The organism is Salmonella sp. HY31, assembly GCF_042604575.1.
GTDB classification, from domain to species: Bacteria; Pseudomonadota; Gammaproteobacteria; order Enterobacterales; family Enterobacteriaceae; genus Salmonella; species Salmonella diarizonae.
This window is the reverse complement of record NZ_CP170479.1, coordinates 4393643-4409266: the sequence shown is the minus strand read 5'-3', so window position 1 is coordinate 4409266 and position 15624 is coordinate 4393643. Positions and strand designations below refer to the sequence as shown.

The 15624-nt window shown below is 55.2% G+C and carries 18 protein-coding genes; 9 read left to right on the top strand and 9 right to left on the bottom strand.

Annotated features, from left to right (window positions below; translation table 11 throughout):
• Positions 1 to 21 precede the first annotated feature (21 nt).
• From nlpI to mtr, 4 genes are all read left to right on the top strand, one after another.
• Positions 22 to 906, top strand: coding sequence for a lipoprotein NlpI (gene nlpI, locus ACE15A_RS21105; protein ID WP_023246640.1), 885 nt, complete (start codon positions 22 to 24; stop codon positions 904 to 906).
• Between the two features lie 105 nt (positions 907 to 1011).
• Entirely contained in the window at positions 1012 to 1092 is an 81-nt protein-coding gene (yrbN, locus tag ACE15A_RS21100) for a protein YrbN (protein WP_010723222.1), read from the top strand.
• Positions 1085 to 2974: an ATP-dependent RNA helicase DeaD gene (deaD, locus tag ACE15A_RS21095; RefSeq protein WP_053508275.1), complete on the top strand. Its 1890-nt coding sequence runs from the start codon at positions 1085 to 1087 to the stop codon at positions 2972 to 2974. The genes yrbN and deaD overlap by 8 nt, the downstream gene beginning before the upstream one ends.
• Before the next feature lie 153 nt (positions 2975 to 3127).
• Entirely contained in the window at positions 3128 to 4372 is a 1245-nt protein-coding gene (gene mtr, locus ACE15A_RS21090; RefSeq protein ID WP_023246638.1) for a tryptophan permease, read from the top strand.
• An 87-nt stretch (positions 4373 to 4459) separates the two neighbouring features.
• Here mtr and ACE15A_RS21085 read toward each other — a convergent pair whose 3' ends face one another.
• From ACE15A_RS21085 to ACE15A_RS21075, 3 genes are all read right to left on the bottom strand, one after another.
• The gene (locus ACE15A_RS21085) at positions 4460 to 5467 is read right to left on the bottom strand and encodes an LLM class flavin-dependent oxidoreductase (protein WP_053508273.1); all 1008 of its coding nucleotides are present in this window, start codon (positions 5465 to 5467) and stop codon (positions 4460 to 4462) included.
• 153 nt (positions 5468 to 5620) lie between these two features.
• Positions 5621 to 6517: a U32 family peptidase gene (locus ACE15A_RS21080; RefSeq protein ID WP_077918408.1), complete on the bottom strand. Its 897-nt coding sequence runs from the start codon at positions 6515 to 6517 to the stop codon at positions 5621 to 5623.
• A complete protein-coding gene (locus ACE15A_RS21075; protein ID WP_129382510.1) occupies positions 6508 to 7503 on the bottom strand; it encodes a peptidase U32 family protein in 996 nt (331 codons plus the stop codon). Before ACE15A_RS21075 ends, ACE15A_RS21080 begins: the two co-directional genes overlap by 10 nt.
• Positions 7504 to 7719: 216 nt before the next feature.
• Here ACE15A_RS21075 and ACE15A_RS21070 point away from each other — a divergent pair, with 216 nt between their 5' ends.
• Together ACE15A_RS21070 and ACE15A_RS21065 are read left to right on the top strand one after the other, a co-directional pair.
• Positions 7720 to 8244 carry an SCP2 domain-containing protein gene (locus ACE15A_RS21070; protein WP_000884721.1) on the top strand — a complete coding sequence of 175 codons (525 nt, stop codon included), beginning with the start codon at positions 7720 to 7722 and terminating at the stop codon, positions 8242 to 8244.
• Positions 8238 to 8741 carry a GNAT family N-acetyltransferase gene (locus ACE15A_RS21065; protein WP_000908562.1) on the top strand — a complete coding sequence of 168 codons (504 nt, stop codon included), beginning with the start codon at positions 8238 to 8240 and terminating at the stop codon, positions 8739 to 8741. The genes ACE15A_RS21070 and ACE15A_RS21065 overlap by 7 nt, the downstream gene beginning before the upstream one ends.
• Here ACE15A_RS21065 and ACE15A_RS21060 read toward each other — a convergent pair.
• Entirely contained in the window at positions 8728 to 9045 is a 318-nt protein-coding gene (locus tag ACE15A_RS21060) for a GIY-YIG nuclease family protein (RefSeq protein WP_072158667.1), read from the bottom strand. The two genes, ACE15A_RS21065 and ACE15A_RS21060, sit on opposite strands and share 14 nt — an antisense overlap.
• Before the next feature lie 37 nt (positions 9046 to 9082).
• Between ACE15A_RS21060 and ACE15A_RS21055 the strand changes: the two genes are divergently transcribed.
• Entirely contained in the window at positions 9083 to 9526 is a 444-nt protein-coding gene (locus ACE15A_RS21055) for a YhbP family protein (RefSeq protein WP_023246632.1), read from the top strand.
• Here the strand turns inward: ACE15A_RS21055 and yhbO are convergent.
• On the bottom strand, positions 9506 to 10024 hold the full coding sequence (gene yhbO / locus ACE15A_RS21050; RefSeq protein WP_000037597.1) for a protein/nucleic acid deglycase: 519 nt from the start codon (positions 10022 to 10024) through the stop codon (positions 9506 to 9508). The genes ACE15A_RS21055 and yhbO overlap by 21 nt on opposite strands.
• A gap of 130 nt (positions 10025 to 10154) precedes the next feature.
• Between yhbO and ACE15A_RS21045 the strand changes: the two genes are divergently transcribed.
• Positions 10155 to 10790 carry an NAD(P)H-binding protein gene (locus ACE15A_RS21045; protein WP_001664614.1) on the top strand — a complete coding sequence of 212 codons (636 nt, stop codon included), beginning with the start codon at positions 10155 to 10157 and terminating at the stop codon, positions 10788 to 10790.
• A gap of 66 nt (positions 10791 to 10856) precedes the next feature.
• Here ACE15A_RS21045 and dolP read toward each other — a convergent pair whose 3' ends face one another.
• Genes dolP through ACE15A_RS21025 form a run of 4 tightly spaced genes read right to left on the bottom strand, consistent with a single transcriptional unit; the run spans position 10857 to position 14458 of the window.
• Positions 10857 to 11432, bottom strand: coding sequence for a division/outer membrane stress-associated lipid-binding lipoprotein (gene dolP, locus ACE15A_RS21040; RefSeq protein ID WP_000643280.1), 576 nt, complete (start codon positions 11430 to 11432; stop codon positions 10857 to 10859).
• 9 nt (positions 11433 to 11441) lie between these two features.
• Positions 11442 to 12032 carry a DnaA initiator-associating protein DiaA gene (gene diaA / locus ACE15A_RS21035; RefSeq protein ID WP_023246631.1) on the bottom strand — a complete coding sequence of 197 codons (591 nt, stop codon included), beginning with the start codon at positions 12030 to 12032 and terminating at the stop codon, positions 11442 to 11444.
• 21 nt (positions 12033 to 12053) lie between these two features.
• Positions 12054 to 12449, bottom strand: a complete 396-nt coding sequence (locus tag ACE15A_RS21030; RefSeq protein ID WP_023246630.1) for a YraN family protein — start codon at positions 12447 to 12449, stop codon at positions 12054 to 12056.
• A complete protein-coding gene (locus tag ACE15A_RS21025; protein ID WP_053508269.1) occupies positions 12407 to 14458 on the bottom strand; it encodes a penicillin-binding protein activator in 2052 nt (683 codons plus the stop codon). The genes ACE15A_RS21030 and ACE15A_RS21025 overlap by 43 nt, the downstream gene beginning before the upstream one ends.
• Positions 14459 to 14521: 63 nt before the next feature.
• On the opposite strand from ACE15A_RS21025, the gene rsmI reads away from it, so the two are divergent.
• Positions 14522 to 15385 carry a 16S rRNA (cytidine(1402)-2'-O)-methyltransferase gene (rsmI, locus tag ACE15A_RS21020; RefSeq protein ID WP_053508267.1) on the top strand — a complete coding sequence of 288 codons (864 nt, stop codon included), beginning with the start codon at positions 14522 to 14524 and terminating at the stop codon, positions 15383 to 15385.
• Positions 15386 to 15624 lie beyond the last annotated feature (239 nt).

Here is a 15624-nt window from a genome sequence, read left to right as displayed (position 1 = left end):
CGTTGTCTTCGGGAGTGGGAAATGAAGCCTTTTTTGCGCTGGTGTTTCGTTGCGACAGCACTCACGCTGGCAGGATGCAGTAATTCCGCCTGGCGTAAAAGTGAAGTCCTCGCAGTACCATTGCAACCGACTTTACAGCAGGAAGTGATTCTGGCGCGTATGGAACAGATTCTTGCCAGTCGGGCTTTAACCGATGACGAACGCGCACAGCTTTTATATGAGCGCGGAGTGTTGTATGATAGTCTTGGTTTGAGGGCATTAGCGCGAAATGATTTTTCACAAGCGCTGGCAATCAGACCGGATATGCCTGAAGTATTCAATTACTTAGGCATTTATTTAACGCAGGCAGGCAATTTTGATGCTGCCTATGAAGCGTTTGATTCTGTACTAGAGCTTGATCCAACTTACAACTACGCGCACTTAAACCGCGGTATCGCATTGTATTACGGCGGCCGTGATAAGTTAGCGCAAGATGATCTGCTAGCGTTTTATCAAGACGATCCCAATGATCCTTACCGCAGCCTGTGGCTGTATCTTGTTGAGCAGAAGCTCAATGAGAAGCAGGCGAAAGAAGCGTTAAAAGCACGCTTCGAAAAATCGGATAAAGAGCAATGGGGATGGAACATTGTCGAGTTCTACCTGGGCGACATTAGCGAAGCAACGCTGATGGACAGGCTCAAGGCGGACGCAACGGATAACACCTCGCTCGCTGAGCATCTCAGTGAAACCAACTTCTATTTAGGTAAGTACTACCTAAGTCTGGGGGATTTGGACAGCGCCACGGCTCTGTTCAAACTGGCGGTGGCCAACAACGTTCATAACTTTGTTGAGCACCGATACGCATTGTTGGAATTATCGCTCCTGGGCCAGGACCAAGATGACCTGGCAGAATCGGACCAGCAATAGCTGACGAGCATATCAGCCCGTAATCTTTTTGATTGCCATCACCTTCGCGGGTGAGGGCGTTGTTGTTCGTTAATACACCTACTTTGAGCCGGTTCACACTTTTCAATGAAAATTGCAGATCAATTTCATGATGAGTTATGTAGACTGGCCGCCATTAATTTTGAGGCACACGTACTACATGGCTGAATTCGAAACCACTTTTGCAGATCTGGGGCTGAAGGCTCCTATCCTTGAAGCCCTTACCGATCTGGGTTACGAAAAACCATCTCCAATCCAGGCAGAGTGCATTCCGCATCTGCTGGGCGGTCGCGACGTGCTGGGCATGGCCCAGACCGGTAGCGGCAAAACTGCAGCGTTCTCTTTACCGCTGCTCAACAATCTTGATCCTGAGCTGAAGGCACCTCAGATTCTGGTGCTGGCGCCAACCCGCGAACTGGCGGTACAGGTTGCCGAAGCCATGACAGATTTCTCTAAACACATGCGCGGCGTAAACGTGGTTGCTCTGTACGGCGGTCAGCGTTATGACGTGCAGTTACGCGCCCTGCGTCAGGGGCCGCAGATCGTTGTCGGTACGCCCGGACGTCTGCTTGATCACTTAAAACGCGGCACCCTCGACCTCTCTAAACTGAGCGGTCTGGTGCTGGATGAAGCCGACGAAATGCTGCGTATGGGCTTCATCGAAGACGTTGAAACTATTATGGCGCAGATCCCGGAAGGTCATCAGACTGCTCTGTTCTCCGCCACCATGCCGGAAGCGATTCGTCGCATTACCCGCCGCTTTATGAAAGAGCCGCAGGAAGTGCGCATTCAGTCCAGCGTGACGACCCGTCCTGACATCAGCCAGAGCTACTGGACGGTGTGGGGCATGCGTAAAAACGAAGCGCTGGTGCGTTTCCTGGAAGCGGAAGACTTTGATGCGGCGATTATCTTCGTGCGTACCAAAAACGCGACTCTGGAAGTAGCGGAAGCGCTGGAACGTAGCGGCTACAACAGCGCCGCGTTGAATGGCGATATGAACCAGGCGCTGCGTGAGCAGACTCTGGAACGTCTGAAAGATGGTCGTCTGGACATCCTGATCGCCACCGACGTTGCGGCCCGTGGTCTGGACGTTGAGCGCATCAGCCTGGTAGTGAACTACGACATCCCGATGGACTCCGAGTCTTACGTTCACCGTATTGGCCGTACTGGTCGTGCAGGTCGCGCTGGCCGCGCGCTGCTGTTCGTTGAGAACCGCGAGCGTCGTCTGCTGCGTAACATCGAACGCACCATGAAGCTGACCATTCCGGAAGTGGAACTGCCGAACGCAGAACTGCTGGGCAAACGTCGTCTGGAAAAATTCGCCGCGAAAGTTCAGCAGCAGTTGGAAAGCAGCGATCTGGATCAGTACCGTGCGCTGCTGGCGAAAATCCAGCCGTCTGCTGAAGGGGAAGAGCTGGACCTCGAAACGCTGGCCGCCGCGCTGCTGAAAATGGCGCAGGGCGAGCGTCCGCTGATTCTGCCGCCGGATGCGCCGATGCGTCCTAAGCGTGAATTCCGCGACCGTGATGACCGTAGTCCGCGCGATCGTAACGACCGTAGCCCGCGTGGCGACCGTGAAGATCGTCCGCGTCGTGAACGTCGTGACGTTGGCGATATGCAGTTGTACCGCATTGAAGTGGGCCGCGATGATGGCGTTGAAGTTCGCCATATCGTGGGCGCGATCGCTAACGAAGGCGACATCAGCAGCCGTTACATTGGTAACATTAAGCTGTTCGCGTCTCACTCCACCATCGAGCTGCCGAAAGGTATGCCGGGTGAAGTGCTTCAGCACTTCACGCGTACCCGCATTCTGAACAAGCCGATGAATATGCAGTTGCTGGGTGATGCTCAGCCGCATACCGGTGGTGAGCGTCGTGGCGGTGGTCGTAGCTTTAGCGGCGAACGTCGTGAAGGCGGTCGTAATTTTAGCGGTGAACGTCGTGAAGGCGGCCGTAGCGAAGGTCGCCGTTTCAGCGGCGAGCGTCGTGAAAGCCGTGGTCCGCGTCGCGATGACTCCACCGGTCGTCGTCGTTTCGGCGGTGATGCGTAACTCACGCTGACCTGCGCGTTCACAGCGTAAAGTAAAATATACAGCCCCGATCGTAACAATCGGGGCTTTTTTTATTTCCTTTGTACTCATGTACTGGTACAGTGCAGCGTATTGATAGATAGTCACACTATAAATGACTGGAGAGAGAGCTGAATGGCAACACTTACCACCACCCAAACGTCACCTTCGCTGCTTGGCGGCGTAGTGATTATCGGCGGTACCATCATTGGCGCGGGGATGTTCTCGCTGCCGGTGGTCATGTCCGGGGCGTGGTTCTTCTGGTCGATGGCGGCACTGGTCTTTACCTGGTTTTGTATGCTGCACTCCGGGCTGATGATCCTTGAGGCTAACCTTAACTACCGCATTGGTTCGAGTTTCGACACCATTACCAAAGATCTATTGGGGAAAGGCTGGAACATTGTCAACGGCATTTCTATTGCCTTTGTGCTCTACATCCTGACTTATGCTTATATCTCGGCGAGCGGTTCGATTTTGCATCATACCTTTGCTGAGATGTCGCTGAACGTTCCGGCGCGAGCGGCAGGTTTTGCCTTTGCGCTGCTGGTGGCGTTTGTAGTGTGGCTGAGTACGAAGGCGGTCAGTCGGATGACGGCGATTGTTCTGGGCGCGAAAGTGATTACTTTCTTCCTGACCTTCGGCAGCCTGTTGGGGCACGTCACGCCGACCACGTTGTTTAACGTGGCTGAAAGCAACGCGTCATATACGCCGTACTTGCTGATGACGCTGCCATTTTGTCTGGCTTCTTTTGGTTATCACGGTAACGTGCCGAGCCTGATGAAATATTACGGCAAAGATCCGCGCACCATCGTGAAGTGCCTGATTTATGGGACGTTACTGGCGCTGGCGCTCTATTCTGTCTGGCTGCTGGGGACGATGGGCAACATCCCGCGTCCGGAATTTATCGGCATTGCGCAGAAAGGCGGCAATATTGATGTGCTGGTACAGGCATTGAGCGGCGTGCTGAACAGCCGCAGCCTGGATCTGCTGCTGGTGGTGTTCTCTAACTTTGCTGTCGCGAGCTCATTCCTTGGGGTTACGCTGGGGCTGTTTGACTACCTAGCGGATCTGTTTGGCTTTGATGACTCGGCGATGGGACGTTTGAAGACCGCGCTGCTGACTTTCCTGCCGCCGATGATCGGTGGCCTGTTGTACCCGAACGGCTTCCTGTACGCCATTGGTTATGCAGGACTGGCAGCGACGATCTGGGCGGCCATTGTGCCGGCATTATTGGCGCGTAAATCTCGCCAGCGCTTTGGTAGCCCGAAATTTCGCGTCTGGGGCGGCACGCCGATGATTGTGCTGATTCTGCTGTTTGGTGTCGGTAACGCTTTGGTGCATATCTTGTCGAGCTTTAATCTGTTGCCGGTGTATCAGTAAAATAATGGCCCGGTGGCGCTACGCTTACCGGGCCTACGTTCTTATGTAGGCCGGATCAGGCGAAGCCGCCATCCGGCACAAGGCGTACTATCCCAACAATTCTTGCTTCACATTCATCGCCAGTTCAAACGAATGTAGCCGCGCCTGATGATCGAAAATCTGGCCGTTGACCATAATTTCATCCGCCTGAGTTTCCCGCAGGATAGATTCCAGCCCGTGGCGGACCTTCGCTTTATCACCGACCAGCGACATGCTCAACGCCTGCTGCACGCCATACTGCTCGGATGACGACCAGAAGGTATCCATGTTCTCGATCGGCGGCGGCAGTTGGCCGGTCTCTCCACGGCGTAGCTTCACAAAGGCCTGCTGCATGGAGGTAAACAGGAACTCCGCGTCGCGATTGCTATCGGCAGCAATAATGTTAATGCACACCATCGCGTACGGTTTTTCCAGTCGCGCTGAAGGTTTGAACTGGGTGCGGTACAGATGCAGCGCCTGAAACAACATATCCGGCGCGAAATGCGAAGCAAAGGCGAACGGCAGGCCAAGCTGGGCCGCCAACTGCGCGCTATACAGGCTGGAGCCCAGCAGCCAGACCGGGATCTTCTCGCCGTAGCCGGGCACCGGGCGCACCAGCGGGCTGGGATCGCGGGCGTCGAACCAGTCCACCAGCTCTGCGACATCGCGTGGAAAGTTATCGATATCGCCGCTCATATGACGACGTAGCGCGCGCATCGTCGGCTGATCGCTACCCGGCGCGCGTCCCAGCCCTAAGTCGATACGTCCAGGATAGAGGGTATTCAGCGTGCCAAACTGCTCGGCAATCACCAGCGGTGAATGGTTAGGCAGCATCACGCCGCCGGAGCCAAGACGTAATGTTGTGGTATTGGCCGCCAGATAGCCAATCAATACCGAGGTCGCCGCGCTGGCGATGCCGGTCATGTTGTGATGTTCCGCCAGCCAGTAGCGATTAACACCACGTTTTTCAGCGAGGCGAGCAAGATCCAGCGAATGTGCGAAGGCCTCTTTCGCGCAGGAACCTTCCGGGATTGGCGCCAGGTCGAGTACCGAGAATGGGACAGAGTTGTTAGTCATAACCGCTCACTTTGTTATCCGTTAATCTTGTCATACTGCATTAAAGATTAGCGAATGTTGTTAACAAAGTGAGCTTTATAAGACAGGTCGCGAATATAACATGCCTGATGGCACTACGCTTATCAGGCCTACGCCAGGCACCATCCGGCAAATTTACGCCTGTAGCTCCAGCCCGGCCAGACGTTTCCAGTAGCCGTTACAGTCGCTATGCGCGGCAAGTGCTAATGGCGCGCCGCCGTTTTCGTTAGCGCGAAAGGCATCAAGCATGGCCAATGTCTCCGTACCCAACGGCGATAGCCGCACGATATCCACCAATCCCTGCATCGACGTCAGTTCGTTGCCAAGGTTATAGACATAGCCGCTCATGGTCTGAATACCGTTAAGCACAAACACCTGCTGATTCTCCTGCGAGAGCACGTCACGACCGTTTGGATACTTGATACAGCAGGTTTCGCATTCATCTTTTGGACGGTCTTCCGAACGGGCAGTAAAGCAGCGAGCGGAGTAGGCCAGCGGCAGATGCCCATAGCTCAACACTTCCACTTCAAACTGATTGCGGATGCCCAGTTCATCGCACTGATTAAGCAAATTCACCAGCCAGTCGCGGGAAAGCTCCACCGGCATACACCAGCGCACCATGCCTTCTTTCAGCAACCGACGCAGCGTGACCGCGTTGTAACAGTTCAGCGCATGGCCGGCGACAAATGGCAGTTTGCGCTCGGCGCACAGATTCACCACGCCAAGATCGCTGGCTTCCAGCAGAAAATCGCCGTTGTCCACATAGCGTTTCAGCTCGCTTAATTCAGATGACGCCTGTACCAGCGCCAGGGTGGAGAGCGCCACCTGCTTACCGCTGGCGGCGAGGGATTTCGCCATTTCCAACCAGTCGCCGACTTTGGTAGCGCGACGCTTGCTACACACCGCTTCGCCCAGATAAATGACGTCAGCACTGCTTTTTGCGGCCTGCTGATAAAAATCTTCCAGCGTCTCTTTCGGCCAGTAATAAAGCACCGGTCCTAAGGAATATTTCATAGCTCCTCTCACTGCCATTTACGGTGATATGCGCCAAGCGTGGTTTGGGTGCCTTCGGACATCGCGCCGAGCGTCTCCATCCAGTCGCGCTGTGGAACGAAGTTTTGCGGGGCGGCTTTGCAGCGATCGATCGCCTGGCGCCACACTTTCGCCACCTGGCTGACATAGGCCGGGCTGCGCTGGCGGCCTTCGATCTTCACCGAGGCGATATTCGCCGCCATGAGCTCCGGCAGCAGCTCCAGCGTGTTCAGGCTGGTTGGCTCCTCCAGCGCGTGATAGCGCTCGCCGTCTACTAAATAGCGGCCTTTACATAGCGTTGGGTAGCCCGCGTTTTCGCCATCCTGGTAACGGTCGATCAGGACATCATTCAGGCGCGATTCCAGCCCCTGCGGGGGTTGCTGCCAACGAACAAAGCGGGCGGGGGAGCAGGCGCCGACGGTATTGGGCGATTCCCCCGTCAGGTAAGAAGAAAGATAGCAGCGACCTTCCGCCATAATGCACAGGCTGCCGAACGCGAATACCTCCAGCGGCACCGGCGTGACGCGGGCCAGTTGTTTTACCTGGTGAATCGACAGTACACGCGGCAGTACCACGCGGTGGACATCAAAGTGGCGGTGATAAAAGCGAATCGCCTCTTCGTTGGTTGCCGAGGCCTGAACGGAAACATGACGCTCAATATGTGGGTAACGCTCTGCGGCATATTCCAGCATAGCGAGGTCGGCGAGAATCAACGCGTCGGCGCCAAGCTGCGCCGCCATATCCACGGCGCGCTGCCAGCGGACATAGCCGTCCGGATGCGCAAAAGTATTAATGGCGATGTGTAATTTGCGGCGATGCTGGTGAACAAAGCTCACCGCTTCCTGCAATTTTTTTTCGGTGAAGTTAAGGCCGGCAAAGTGACGGGCATTGGTATCGTCTTTTAACCCGATATAAACGGCGTCAGCGCCGTTCTCGATGGCCGCCTTCAGCGCCGGGAGATTTCCGGCAGGGCAGAGCAGCTCCATAATTTATCCTGAGGATTACGTCTGAGACGCAAAATTGTTAACGAACAGGGATTTTAGTTAACCTTGCTGCGACAATTTTTGATTTAAGGCAGTTAAAGGCGTATTGGTAACACCAATAATGGGGTAGAAAATCAGACACAATTGTTGATTTACGCCGCCATGTGATTTATTGGATATGGCAAAATAACAGGACTATTGAAACAGGGAGTAAAGCTCGTGTTAGATAAACTGCGTTCACGCTTAGTCCATGCTGGCCCGTCTCTGATGAGTGTACCGGTTAAACTGACGCCCTTTGCGCTAAAGCGCCAGGTTCTGGAACAGGTTCTGAGCTGGCAGTTTCGTCAGGCGCTGGCCGATGGAGAGCTGGAATTCCTCGAAGGTCGTTGGTTAAGCATTCATGTGCGTGACATTGACTTAAAATGGTATACCACGGTTGAAAATGAAAAGCTGATCGTTAGCCAGCAGGCGGATGCCGACGTCAGTTTTAGCGCCGATGCCAGCGATCTGCTAATGATAGCTGCCCGTAAACAGGACCCGGATACGCTCTTTTTCCAGCGTCGACTGGTCATTGAAGGCGATACTGAGTTAGGGTTATATGTGAAGAATCTGATGGACGCCATCGAACTGGAGCAGATGCCGAAAGCGTTACGCGTTATGCTGCTGCAACTGGCGGATTTTGTTGAGGCGGGCATGAAAAACTCGCCGGAAACCAAACAGACCTCGGTAGGTGAACCATGCTAATTCGAGTAGAAATCCCCATTGATGCGCCTGGTATTGATGCGCTGTTACGCCGTTCATTCGAAAGCGATGCGGAAGCGAAGCTGGTTCACGATTTGCGTGAAGATGGCTTTCTGACGCTCGGTCTGGTGGCCACGGATGATGAAGGTCAGGTGGTGGGCTATGTGGCCTTCAGCCCGGTTGATGTGCAGGGCGAGGATTTACAGTGGGTCGGTATGGCGCCGCTGGCGGTGGATGAAAAATATCGCGGGCAAGGGCTGGCGCGCCAGTTAGTGTATGAAGGGCTGGATTCGCTCAATGAGTTCGGCTACGCGGCGGTCGTGACGCTGGGTGACCCGGCGTTATATAGCCGCTTCGGTTTTGAACTGGCCGCTCATTACGATCTTCACTGCCGTTGGCCCGGTACGGAAAGCGCTTTCCAGGTACACCGTTTGGCTGAGGATGCGCTGGAGGGCGTGACGGGGCTGGTGGAGTATCACGACCACTTCAATCGTTTTTAAGCACCGGCGTTTGCAGGCTGGACAATAGCGCTTCAAATACCTCGCGTTCCGTCACAAGGTGCTCCTTCTGGCGCTTTGTGAGCTGTTTGATGCGATACTCTATGCGCAGGGCCAGCGAGCGATCGCCGACCTGCGCCGCAAACGCCAGCGTTAATTCACCTTTCCCCCGTAATGCTTTTGCGCCTTTTCCCGTTTGATGCTGCCTGTAACGACGCGCCACATCGGTGGTGATCCCGGTGTAAAGCGCATTGTCTGCCGTACGAATCAGATACAGATACCAGGGTGTCATTGTCGCCATCAGCATGATAATTTTCAGGTTCCCAGTATAAGCGAGAATAAAGATGGACACACTTACCGCTATTGGCCGTTGGCTGGCGAAACAACATGTGGTGACCTGGTGCGTACACCATGAGGGAGAGCTGTGGTGCGCCAACGCGTTTTATTTGTTCGATGCGCAAAACGTCGCGTTGTATCTGTTAACGGAGGATAAAACCCGCCATGCGCAAATGTCCGGCGCGCGCGCGCCAGTTGCGGGAACGGTCAACGGACAGCCGAAAACGGTGGCGCGCATTCGCGGCGTGCAGTTTAAAGGGGAAATTCGCCGTCTGGAGGGGCAGGAGAGCGACGCCGCGCGTAAAGCTTACCTTCGTCGCTTCCCGGTCGCCAGAGTGCTGCCAGCGCCGGTATGGGAAATCCGGCTGGATGAAATTAAATTCACCGACAATACGCTGGGGTTTGGTAAAAAACTGCACTGGTTACGCGATTCACGCGCCCAGCAGGCGTAGCGCCTCGCGGTTAAATGCCGGCAGGTCGTCAGGCGTGCGGCTGGTCACCAGCTGATCTTTATCGACGACGACTTCCTGATCGTAAAATTCCGCGCCCGCGTTCTTCACATCGATAATAATCGGTTTCACCGCCGTGAGTTTGCGGCCACGAATGACATCAGCGCTGATCAACAACTGCGGGCCGTGGCAAATGGCAAAGACCGGTTTACCGCTGTTAACAAAATCGCGGGTAAAATCCACGAAACGGCTGTCGCCGCGCAGGTGGTCCGGCGAATGACCTCCCGGCAATAGCAAGGCGTCGAACTCGTCGGGACGAACATCATCAATCGCCTTATCAATGGTGACGCTGGCCTCGCCTTTTTTTCCTTTCACCGTTTTACCCGCCTCTTTTTCGATGGTGATGACCTCATGTCCGGCCTGACGGAATTCTGCTGCCGGCGAGGTAAATTCTGAATCTTCAAATTCATCGGTAATCAAAACGGCTATTTTCTTACTCATGCGTTTCCTCCGCGGTGTTGGCTTCTGGTAAGGCAAATTTCCCACAATGATGGATACTTACCTTGTAGACTATTAAGCCTGGTCGATAGGGCCGAGAGTGCAAGGTGGACAAATCTGTAAAGGAGCGAGGATGAGTCAGGTACTGATTACCGGCGCGACCGGACTGGTCGGCGGACATCTGCTGAGAATGTTAATCAACACGCCGCAGGTGAGCGCTATCGCCGCGCCGACGCGTCGTCCGCTGACGGATATTGTCGGCGTGTATAACCCTCACGATCCGCAGCTTACCGATGCGTTAGCTCAGGTGACCGACCCGGTGGATATTGTTTTTTGCTGCCTGGGCACGACCCGGCGTGAAGCGGGAAGTAAAGCGGCGTTTATTCATGCGGATTATACGCTGGTGGTTGATACCGCACTGACCGGGCGTCGGCTGGGCGCGCAGCACATGTTGGTGGTCAGCTCAATGGGAGCAAACGCGCACTCTCCGTTTTTCTATAATCGGGTGAAAGGAGAAATGGAGGAGGCGTTAATCGCGCAAAAATGGCCTCGTTTGACGATTGCCCGGCCTTCTATGCTGCTCGGCGACAGAACAACGCGGCGGGTGAATGAAACGCTTTTCGCTCCGCTATTCCGGCTGCTGCCCGGCAACTGGAAATCGATTGATGCGCGGGATGTGGCGCGCGCCATGCTGGCGGAAGCGCTGGCACCAGCACAAGAAGGCGTGACGATTCTGACCTCATCGCAACTGCGGGAAAAAGCGGGGTAGCGAAGCCGGAGGATTTGCCGGATAGCGATGCGGTTTACACATTCTTATCGCCACCCGGCACACCGGTTACTTAATATACGTAAAGGCGGTGGTCACGCGTTTCACGCCGCTCACCCGGCTGGCGATATCCGCTGCCGCTTTACCTTCACGTTCAGTCACCAGGCCCAGCAGGAACACTTCGCCATTTTCAGTGGTGACTTTTACGTTTGACGATTTTACCTGATCGCTGGTCAGTAGCTGTGAGCGAACTTTCGTGGTGATCCAGGTATCGTTAGAGGCGGTCCCCAGGCCGATAGGCTGACCCTGGCGAATCTCGTTATAAACCTCGGTGGTGCCTTCAACGCCCATCGCTATCTGTTTAGCGCGTGCGGAGAGTTCGCTGTTTGGCGACTGGCCCACTAACAAAACTTTGCCCTGATAAGCCGTGACGTTGATGCGCGTCTCTTTTTTGATTTGCTCATCTTTCGACAGCGCGCTACTGACGCGCAGTTCCAGCGTTCCGTCATCCACCTGGGTGCCCACGCTACGCGGGTCGGTTGCGGCTTTGGTACCGACGGCCGCCGTACCCACTACCGCGGCGGCGACGCAGCCTTGCAATAGCAACGCAGAAATAAGGACTGCGAGCGGCGAAAATGCCTTCATGTGTACTCCTTAATCATCCTGGTGAGGAAAAAGCGTGTTATCAATCAAATCGCACAGGCAGTTTACCGTCAGCATATGCATTTCCTGAATGCGCGCGCTGTGGTGTGAAGGGATACGAATTTCAACATCCTGCGGCCCTAGTAGTCCGGCCAGCTCGCCCCCGTCATACCCGGTTAGCGCCACAATGGTCATGTCACGCGTGACGGCTGCTTCAACGGCTTTTACGATATCGCGACTATTACCACGCGTAGAGATCGCCAATAAAACATCGCCTGCATGTCCCAGCGCCCGGACTTGTTTTGCATAAACTTCATCGTGCAGGCGATCGTTAGCGATCGCTGTTAAGACCACATTATCGGTATTTAGTGCAATGGCGGGTAAACTGGGTCGCTCCGTTTCAAAGCGGTTAATCATGCTGGCAGCAAAATGCTGTGCGTTGGCCGCGGACGTTCCGTTTCCACAACAGAGGATTTTGTTGCCGTTAAGCAGGGAATGAACCAGCGTCATGGCGGCGCGGGAAATGGCATCCGGAAGCGCTTCCGCCGCAGCAATTTGAGTTTGAATGCTTTCTGTAAAGCAGACTTTGATTCTATCGAGCACGCTAATCCTTAAAATCTTCAATTATGAGTGGTCGTTAAACGCATCCCGAAACCACTCAATCTCATTTCCGGTGAAGGCTAACACATCGAACCGACAATCCACAGTATCAAAACTCCCATTCTGGCGGGCGAGCCACAAGCGGGCAGTATGTAATAATTTGTGTTGTTTGCTGCGGGTCACACTGGCCGCCGCGCCGCCATAAAGCCCAGATCGCCGATAGCGAACCTCAACAAAAACCGTGGTTTTTCCGTCGCGCATGATCAGATCGATTTCGCCGCCGCGCTCGCGCACGTTGGCGGCGACAAACCGCAGTCCTTTGCTTTCCAGCCAGCGACGCGCGGCAGCTTCCCACACGTCACCGGCCTGTTTACGCGTTAGCTGGCGGGAACAATCTCCCCTTGCTGGTATTTGAGCCATGATAACTTCCTGTTAATCACACAATCCGGGCTGGCGGTTAATGCGCCGGTATTGCCATTGATCTCAAATCCCGGCACCTGACGCATCTGCGAAAAGTGGTTCGCCAGCGTCCAGGCGTCCACGCCCATGGCATACATCCGCGCCAGAGAATAATCGTTATGTACGGTACTCAGCGCCTGCTGCATCAACGGCATATTGCCGCCTGCCAGCATGGGAACTTCACTGTACTGCAAGCCATCCATCTCCAGACGGAAGTCGGGGCCGGAGGTGCCTTGCGCGCTGCGGGAGCTGGCATACAGCGTCGCGCCGCTCTGGGTGCCGTTACGCATGGCGATCATTGGTTTGATAAAGCCAATCTCCTCCGGCGTAGCCAGAATATAGACCGCGTCTACGCGTCCACCGCCGGTGATTTGCGCGTCGGTCGGCGGCGCAGGGATGGTCAGACCACCAATGGTGACGCCCGGCTGCGAAGGCACGCTGCCGGCGACCGGGCTGCCCGTCAATGCGATACCCGCGCCGCCGTTCACGCCCATTTTCAGCTCGGCTACGGAGCCGAATTTTTGCTGTAACACGATGCCGCCGCCCAGTTTTTGCCACTCCTGGGTGAAGGCATTCGCCACGCGATCGCCAAGCGCGCTGCGTGGGATCAACAGCAGCGGCGACTGCTTGCCCTGGTCATAAATATGATGCGCTGCGTCACGGGCTTCATCTTCCGGAGAGAGCGCGAAATAGCAGATGTTAGGGAAGCTACGTACCGTTTCCGGCTGGTTGAGCGCCAGTACGTTGAGCGGCGTGTTGCTTTTCATCAGCGCTTCCACATTGTTTTTCAACAACGGCCCGACGACGATACTGGCGCCGTCTTGCTGAACCTGGGCAAGCACCTGATCCAACGGCTGGGAAGAGGTATCGTAGATTTTTAATTCAGCGGAAGGATTTGCCGGCGCGCTTGCCGTAGCAGGCTGTGCAGGGGGAGTTTGTGGCGCGCTGACTGGCGTAGCGGACTGGGATGGAGCGTCATCAGTCAGATCGCTCACCGAGGCCTGTGACGGACTGGCGACGCCATCGGTGATTTGTGGTTGCGTCTCCTCCACGCCAGGTTCGACCGGCGCGTCAGGCGCGGCGGCAGGCTGCATCTCCACCGCCTGGGTGCCGAGGTTTTTCGCGGCTTCAAAACCTTGCTGGATGGTACGGCCAAACACGGCGGCCTGACCGCTCAGCGGCAGCAGCAGAGCGATTTTGCTGGTGGAAGCCGGTTTAAAACGTTGTACATTGACGAGCTGTGTCGGCAGCATTTTCGCCCCCGGATTTTGCGGGTAGCGTTTTTGCCAGTCGGCGATCCCGGCTTTCAGCATGTCTGGATCGTTGCGGTTGTCAAACCAGACGCGTTGCAGATCCAGCCAGCCCTGAAGCACATTTTCATCGGCGTTGATAACCAGCGTCCTGGCCTGATCCTGCGTCATGGCGGAGAGCGCCTGCCAGGTGGCGTCGATATTTTTTTGTTTATCTTTCGCTGCCAGTAGCGGTTCCTGAGCGATTAACGCCCGTAATAGGGTAAGTGACGGGCGTCCCTGGCTGGCATCGATCTGCGCCTGCCAGTAACGCGCTTGCTGAGTTGGCGCAAAGTCGGCGGGCTTTAGCTTATCCAGCAAGGCCTGCGCGCCTGCCACATCTTTCTGCGCCAGTTTGATCTCGACGGCCAGCAGCGACTGCTCGCGGCGTTGCGTATCGTTCAGATTCTGCGGGAGTTGGTTGAACAGGTCGACGGCCTGATGGCTTTTACCTTCTTTCAGCAGTGCATGAATGGCGAGTAATTGCCAGTTGGTCTTGCTATCATCTGCGCTTTGCTGCATCTGATGCAGGTAAAAGGCGGAGTCAGCTTGCGCTGAGCCCTGCATATAGGCTGCACTTTGATCCGGCGCCTGGGTGCCGCAACCGGCGAAAAGCAGTGCCGCCAGGACGACAGGCAGCGCGCGCGCGGCGTTCAAACGAGAAAATGTTGAGGGTACCATACTGTATCCAGTGATATTTTTTTACGCAATGCTCAATATTAAATCGGCAATACGGACGACACAATGAAACAAAACGAATCGGCGGATAATTCTCAGGGCCAACTCTTTATTGTACCTACTCCTATCGGGAATTTGGCTGATATTACCCAACGTGCGCTGGAAGTTTTACAAGCCGTTGATTTAATTGCTGCTGAAGACACCCGACATACCGGTTTATTACTGCAGCATTTCGCGATTAACGCCCGGCTGTTCGCGTTGCATGACCATAACGAACAACAAAAAGCGGAAACGCTGGTCGCGAAGCTGAAAGAAGGGCAAAACATTGCGCTGGTTTCCGATGCCGGTACGCCGCTAATTAACGATCCGGGTTACCATCTGGTGCGTACTTGTCGCGAAGCGGGCATCCGTGTGGTGCCGCTACCGGGGCCGTGTGCGGCTATTGCCGCCCTGAGCGCCGCTGGCCTGCCATCCGACCGTTTCTGCTATGAAGGCTTTTTACCGGCGAAATCCAAAGGTCGCCGCGATGCGCTGAAGGCGGTTGAAGCGGAGCCGCGAACGCTGATTTTTTATGAGTCCACCCATCGTCTGCTGGATAGCCTGGAAGATATGGTGGCCGTGTGGGGCGAATCCCGCTACGTGGTGCTGGCGCGTGAGCTGACCAAAACCTGGGAGACGATTCACGGCGCGCCGGTCGGCGAGCTGCTGGCGTGGGTGAAAGAGGATGAAAACCGCCGTAAAGGCGAGATGGTGCTGATTGTCGAAGGGCATAAAGCGCAAGAAGACGACCTGCCCGCCGACGCGCTGCGCACGCTGGCGCTGCTACAGGCCGAATTGCCGCTGAAAAAAGCGGCGGCGCTGGCGGCGGAAATTCATGGCGTGAAGAAGAATGCGCTGTATAAATATGCGCTGGCGCAGCAGGATTCATAAATTTATTAACGCGTTTGATACCCGTAGGCCGGATAAGACGCTCAGGCGTCGCCATCCGGCAGAATGGGATTTCAGTTATCAGCCCTGTTTTCGCATCCGTTCTATTACTTGTTCCTGCCAATATCTTTGCGTGCCGAAGTCGATTCGGCAAAAAGCGTTCACTGCCCAGAACATAGTGGCTTTCGTCTTCAATAATCACCCCGCTGGTGTGGGCAATGCTTTGAAATAATGGCCATACT

Excerpts from the sequence above, each read along its gene's own strand:
- nlpI (WP_023246640.1), top strand. The coding sequence starts at position 22 with ATGAAGCCTTTTTTGCGCTGGTGTTTCGTTGCGACAGCACTCACGCTG.
- yrbN (WP_010723222.1), top strand. The coding sequence starts at position 1,012 with ATGAAAATTGCAGATCAATTTCATGATGAGTTATGTAGACTGGCCGCC.
- deaD (WP_053508275.1), top strand. The coding sequence starts at position 1,085 with ATGGCTGAATTCGAAACCACTTTTGCAGATCTGGGGCTGAAGGCTCCT.
- mtr (WP_023246638.1), top strand. The coding sequence starts at position 3,128 with ATGGCAACACTTACCACCACCCAAACGTCACCTTCGCTGCTTGGCGGC.
- ACE15A_RS21085 (WP_053508273.1), bottom strand. The coding sequence starts at position 5,467 with ATGACTAACAACTCTGTCCCATTCTCGGTACTCGACCTGGCGCCAATC.
- ACE15A_RS21080 (WP_077918408.1), bottom strand. The coding sequence starts at position 6,517 with ATGGCAGTGAGAGGAGCTATGAAATATTCCTTAGGACCGGTGCTTTAT.
- ACE15A_RS21075 (WP_129382510.1), bottom strand. The coding sequence starts at position 7,503 with ATGGAGCTGCTCTGCCCTGCCGGAAATCTCCCGGCGCTGAAGGCGGCC.
- ACE15A_RS21065 (WP_000908562.1), top strand. The coding sequence starts at position 8,238 with ATGCTAATTCGAGTAGAAATCCCCATTGATGCGCCTGGTATTGATGCG.
- ACE15A_RS21060 (WP_072158667.1), bottom strand. The coding sequence starts at position 9,045 with ATGCTGATGGCGACAATGACACCCTGGTATCTGTATCTGATTCGTACG.
- ACE15A_RS21055 (WP_023246632.1), top strand. The coding sequence starts at position 9,083 with ATGGACACACTTACCGCTATTGGCCGTTGGCTGGCGAAACAACATGTG.
- yhbO (WP_000037597.1), bottom strand. The coding sequence starts at position 10,024 with ATGAGTAAGAAAATAGCCGTTTTGATTACCGATGAATTTGAAGATTCA.
- ACE15A_RS21045 (WP_001664614.1), top strand. The coding sequence starts at position 10,155 with ATGAGTCAGGTACTGATTACCGGCGCGACCGGACTGGTCGGCGGACAT.
- dolP (WP_000643280.1), bottom strand. The coding sequence starts at position 11,432 with ATGAAGGCATTTTCGCCGCTCGCAGTCCTTATTTCTGCGTTGCTATTG.
- ACE15A_RS21030 (WP_023246630.1), bottom strand. The coding sequence starts at position 12,449 with ATGGCTCAAATACCAGCAAGGGGAGATTGTTCCCGCCAGCTAACGCGT.
- ACE15A_RS21025 (WP_053508269.1), bottom strand. The coding sequence starts at position 14,458 with ATGGTACCCTCAACATTTTCTCGTTTGAACGCCGCGCGCGCGCTGCCT.
- rsmI (WP_053508267.1), top strand. The coding sequence starts at position 14,522 with ATGAAACAAAACGAATCGGCGGATAATTCTCAGGGCCAACTCTTTATT.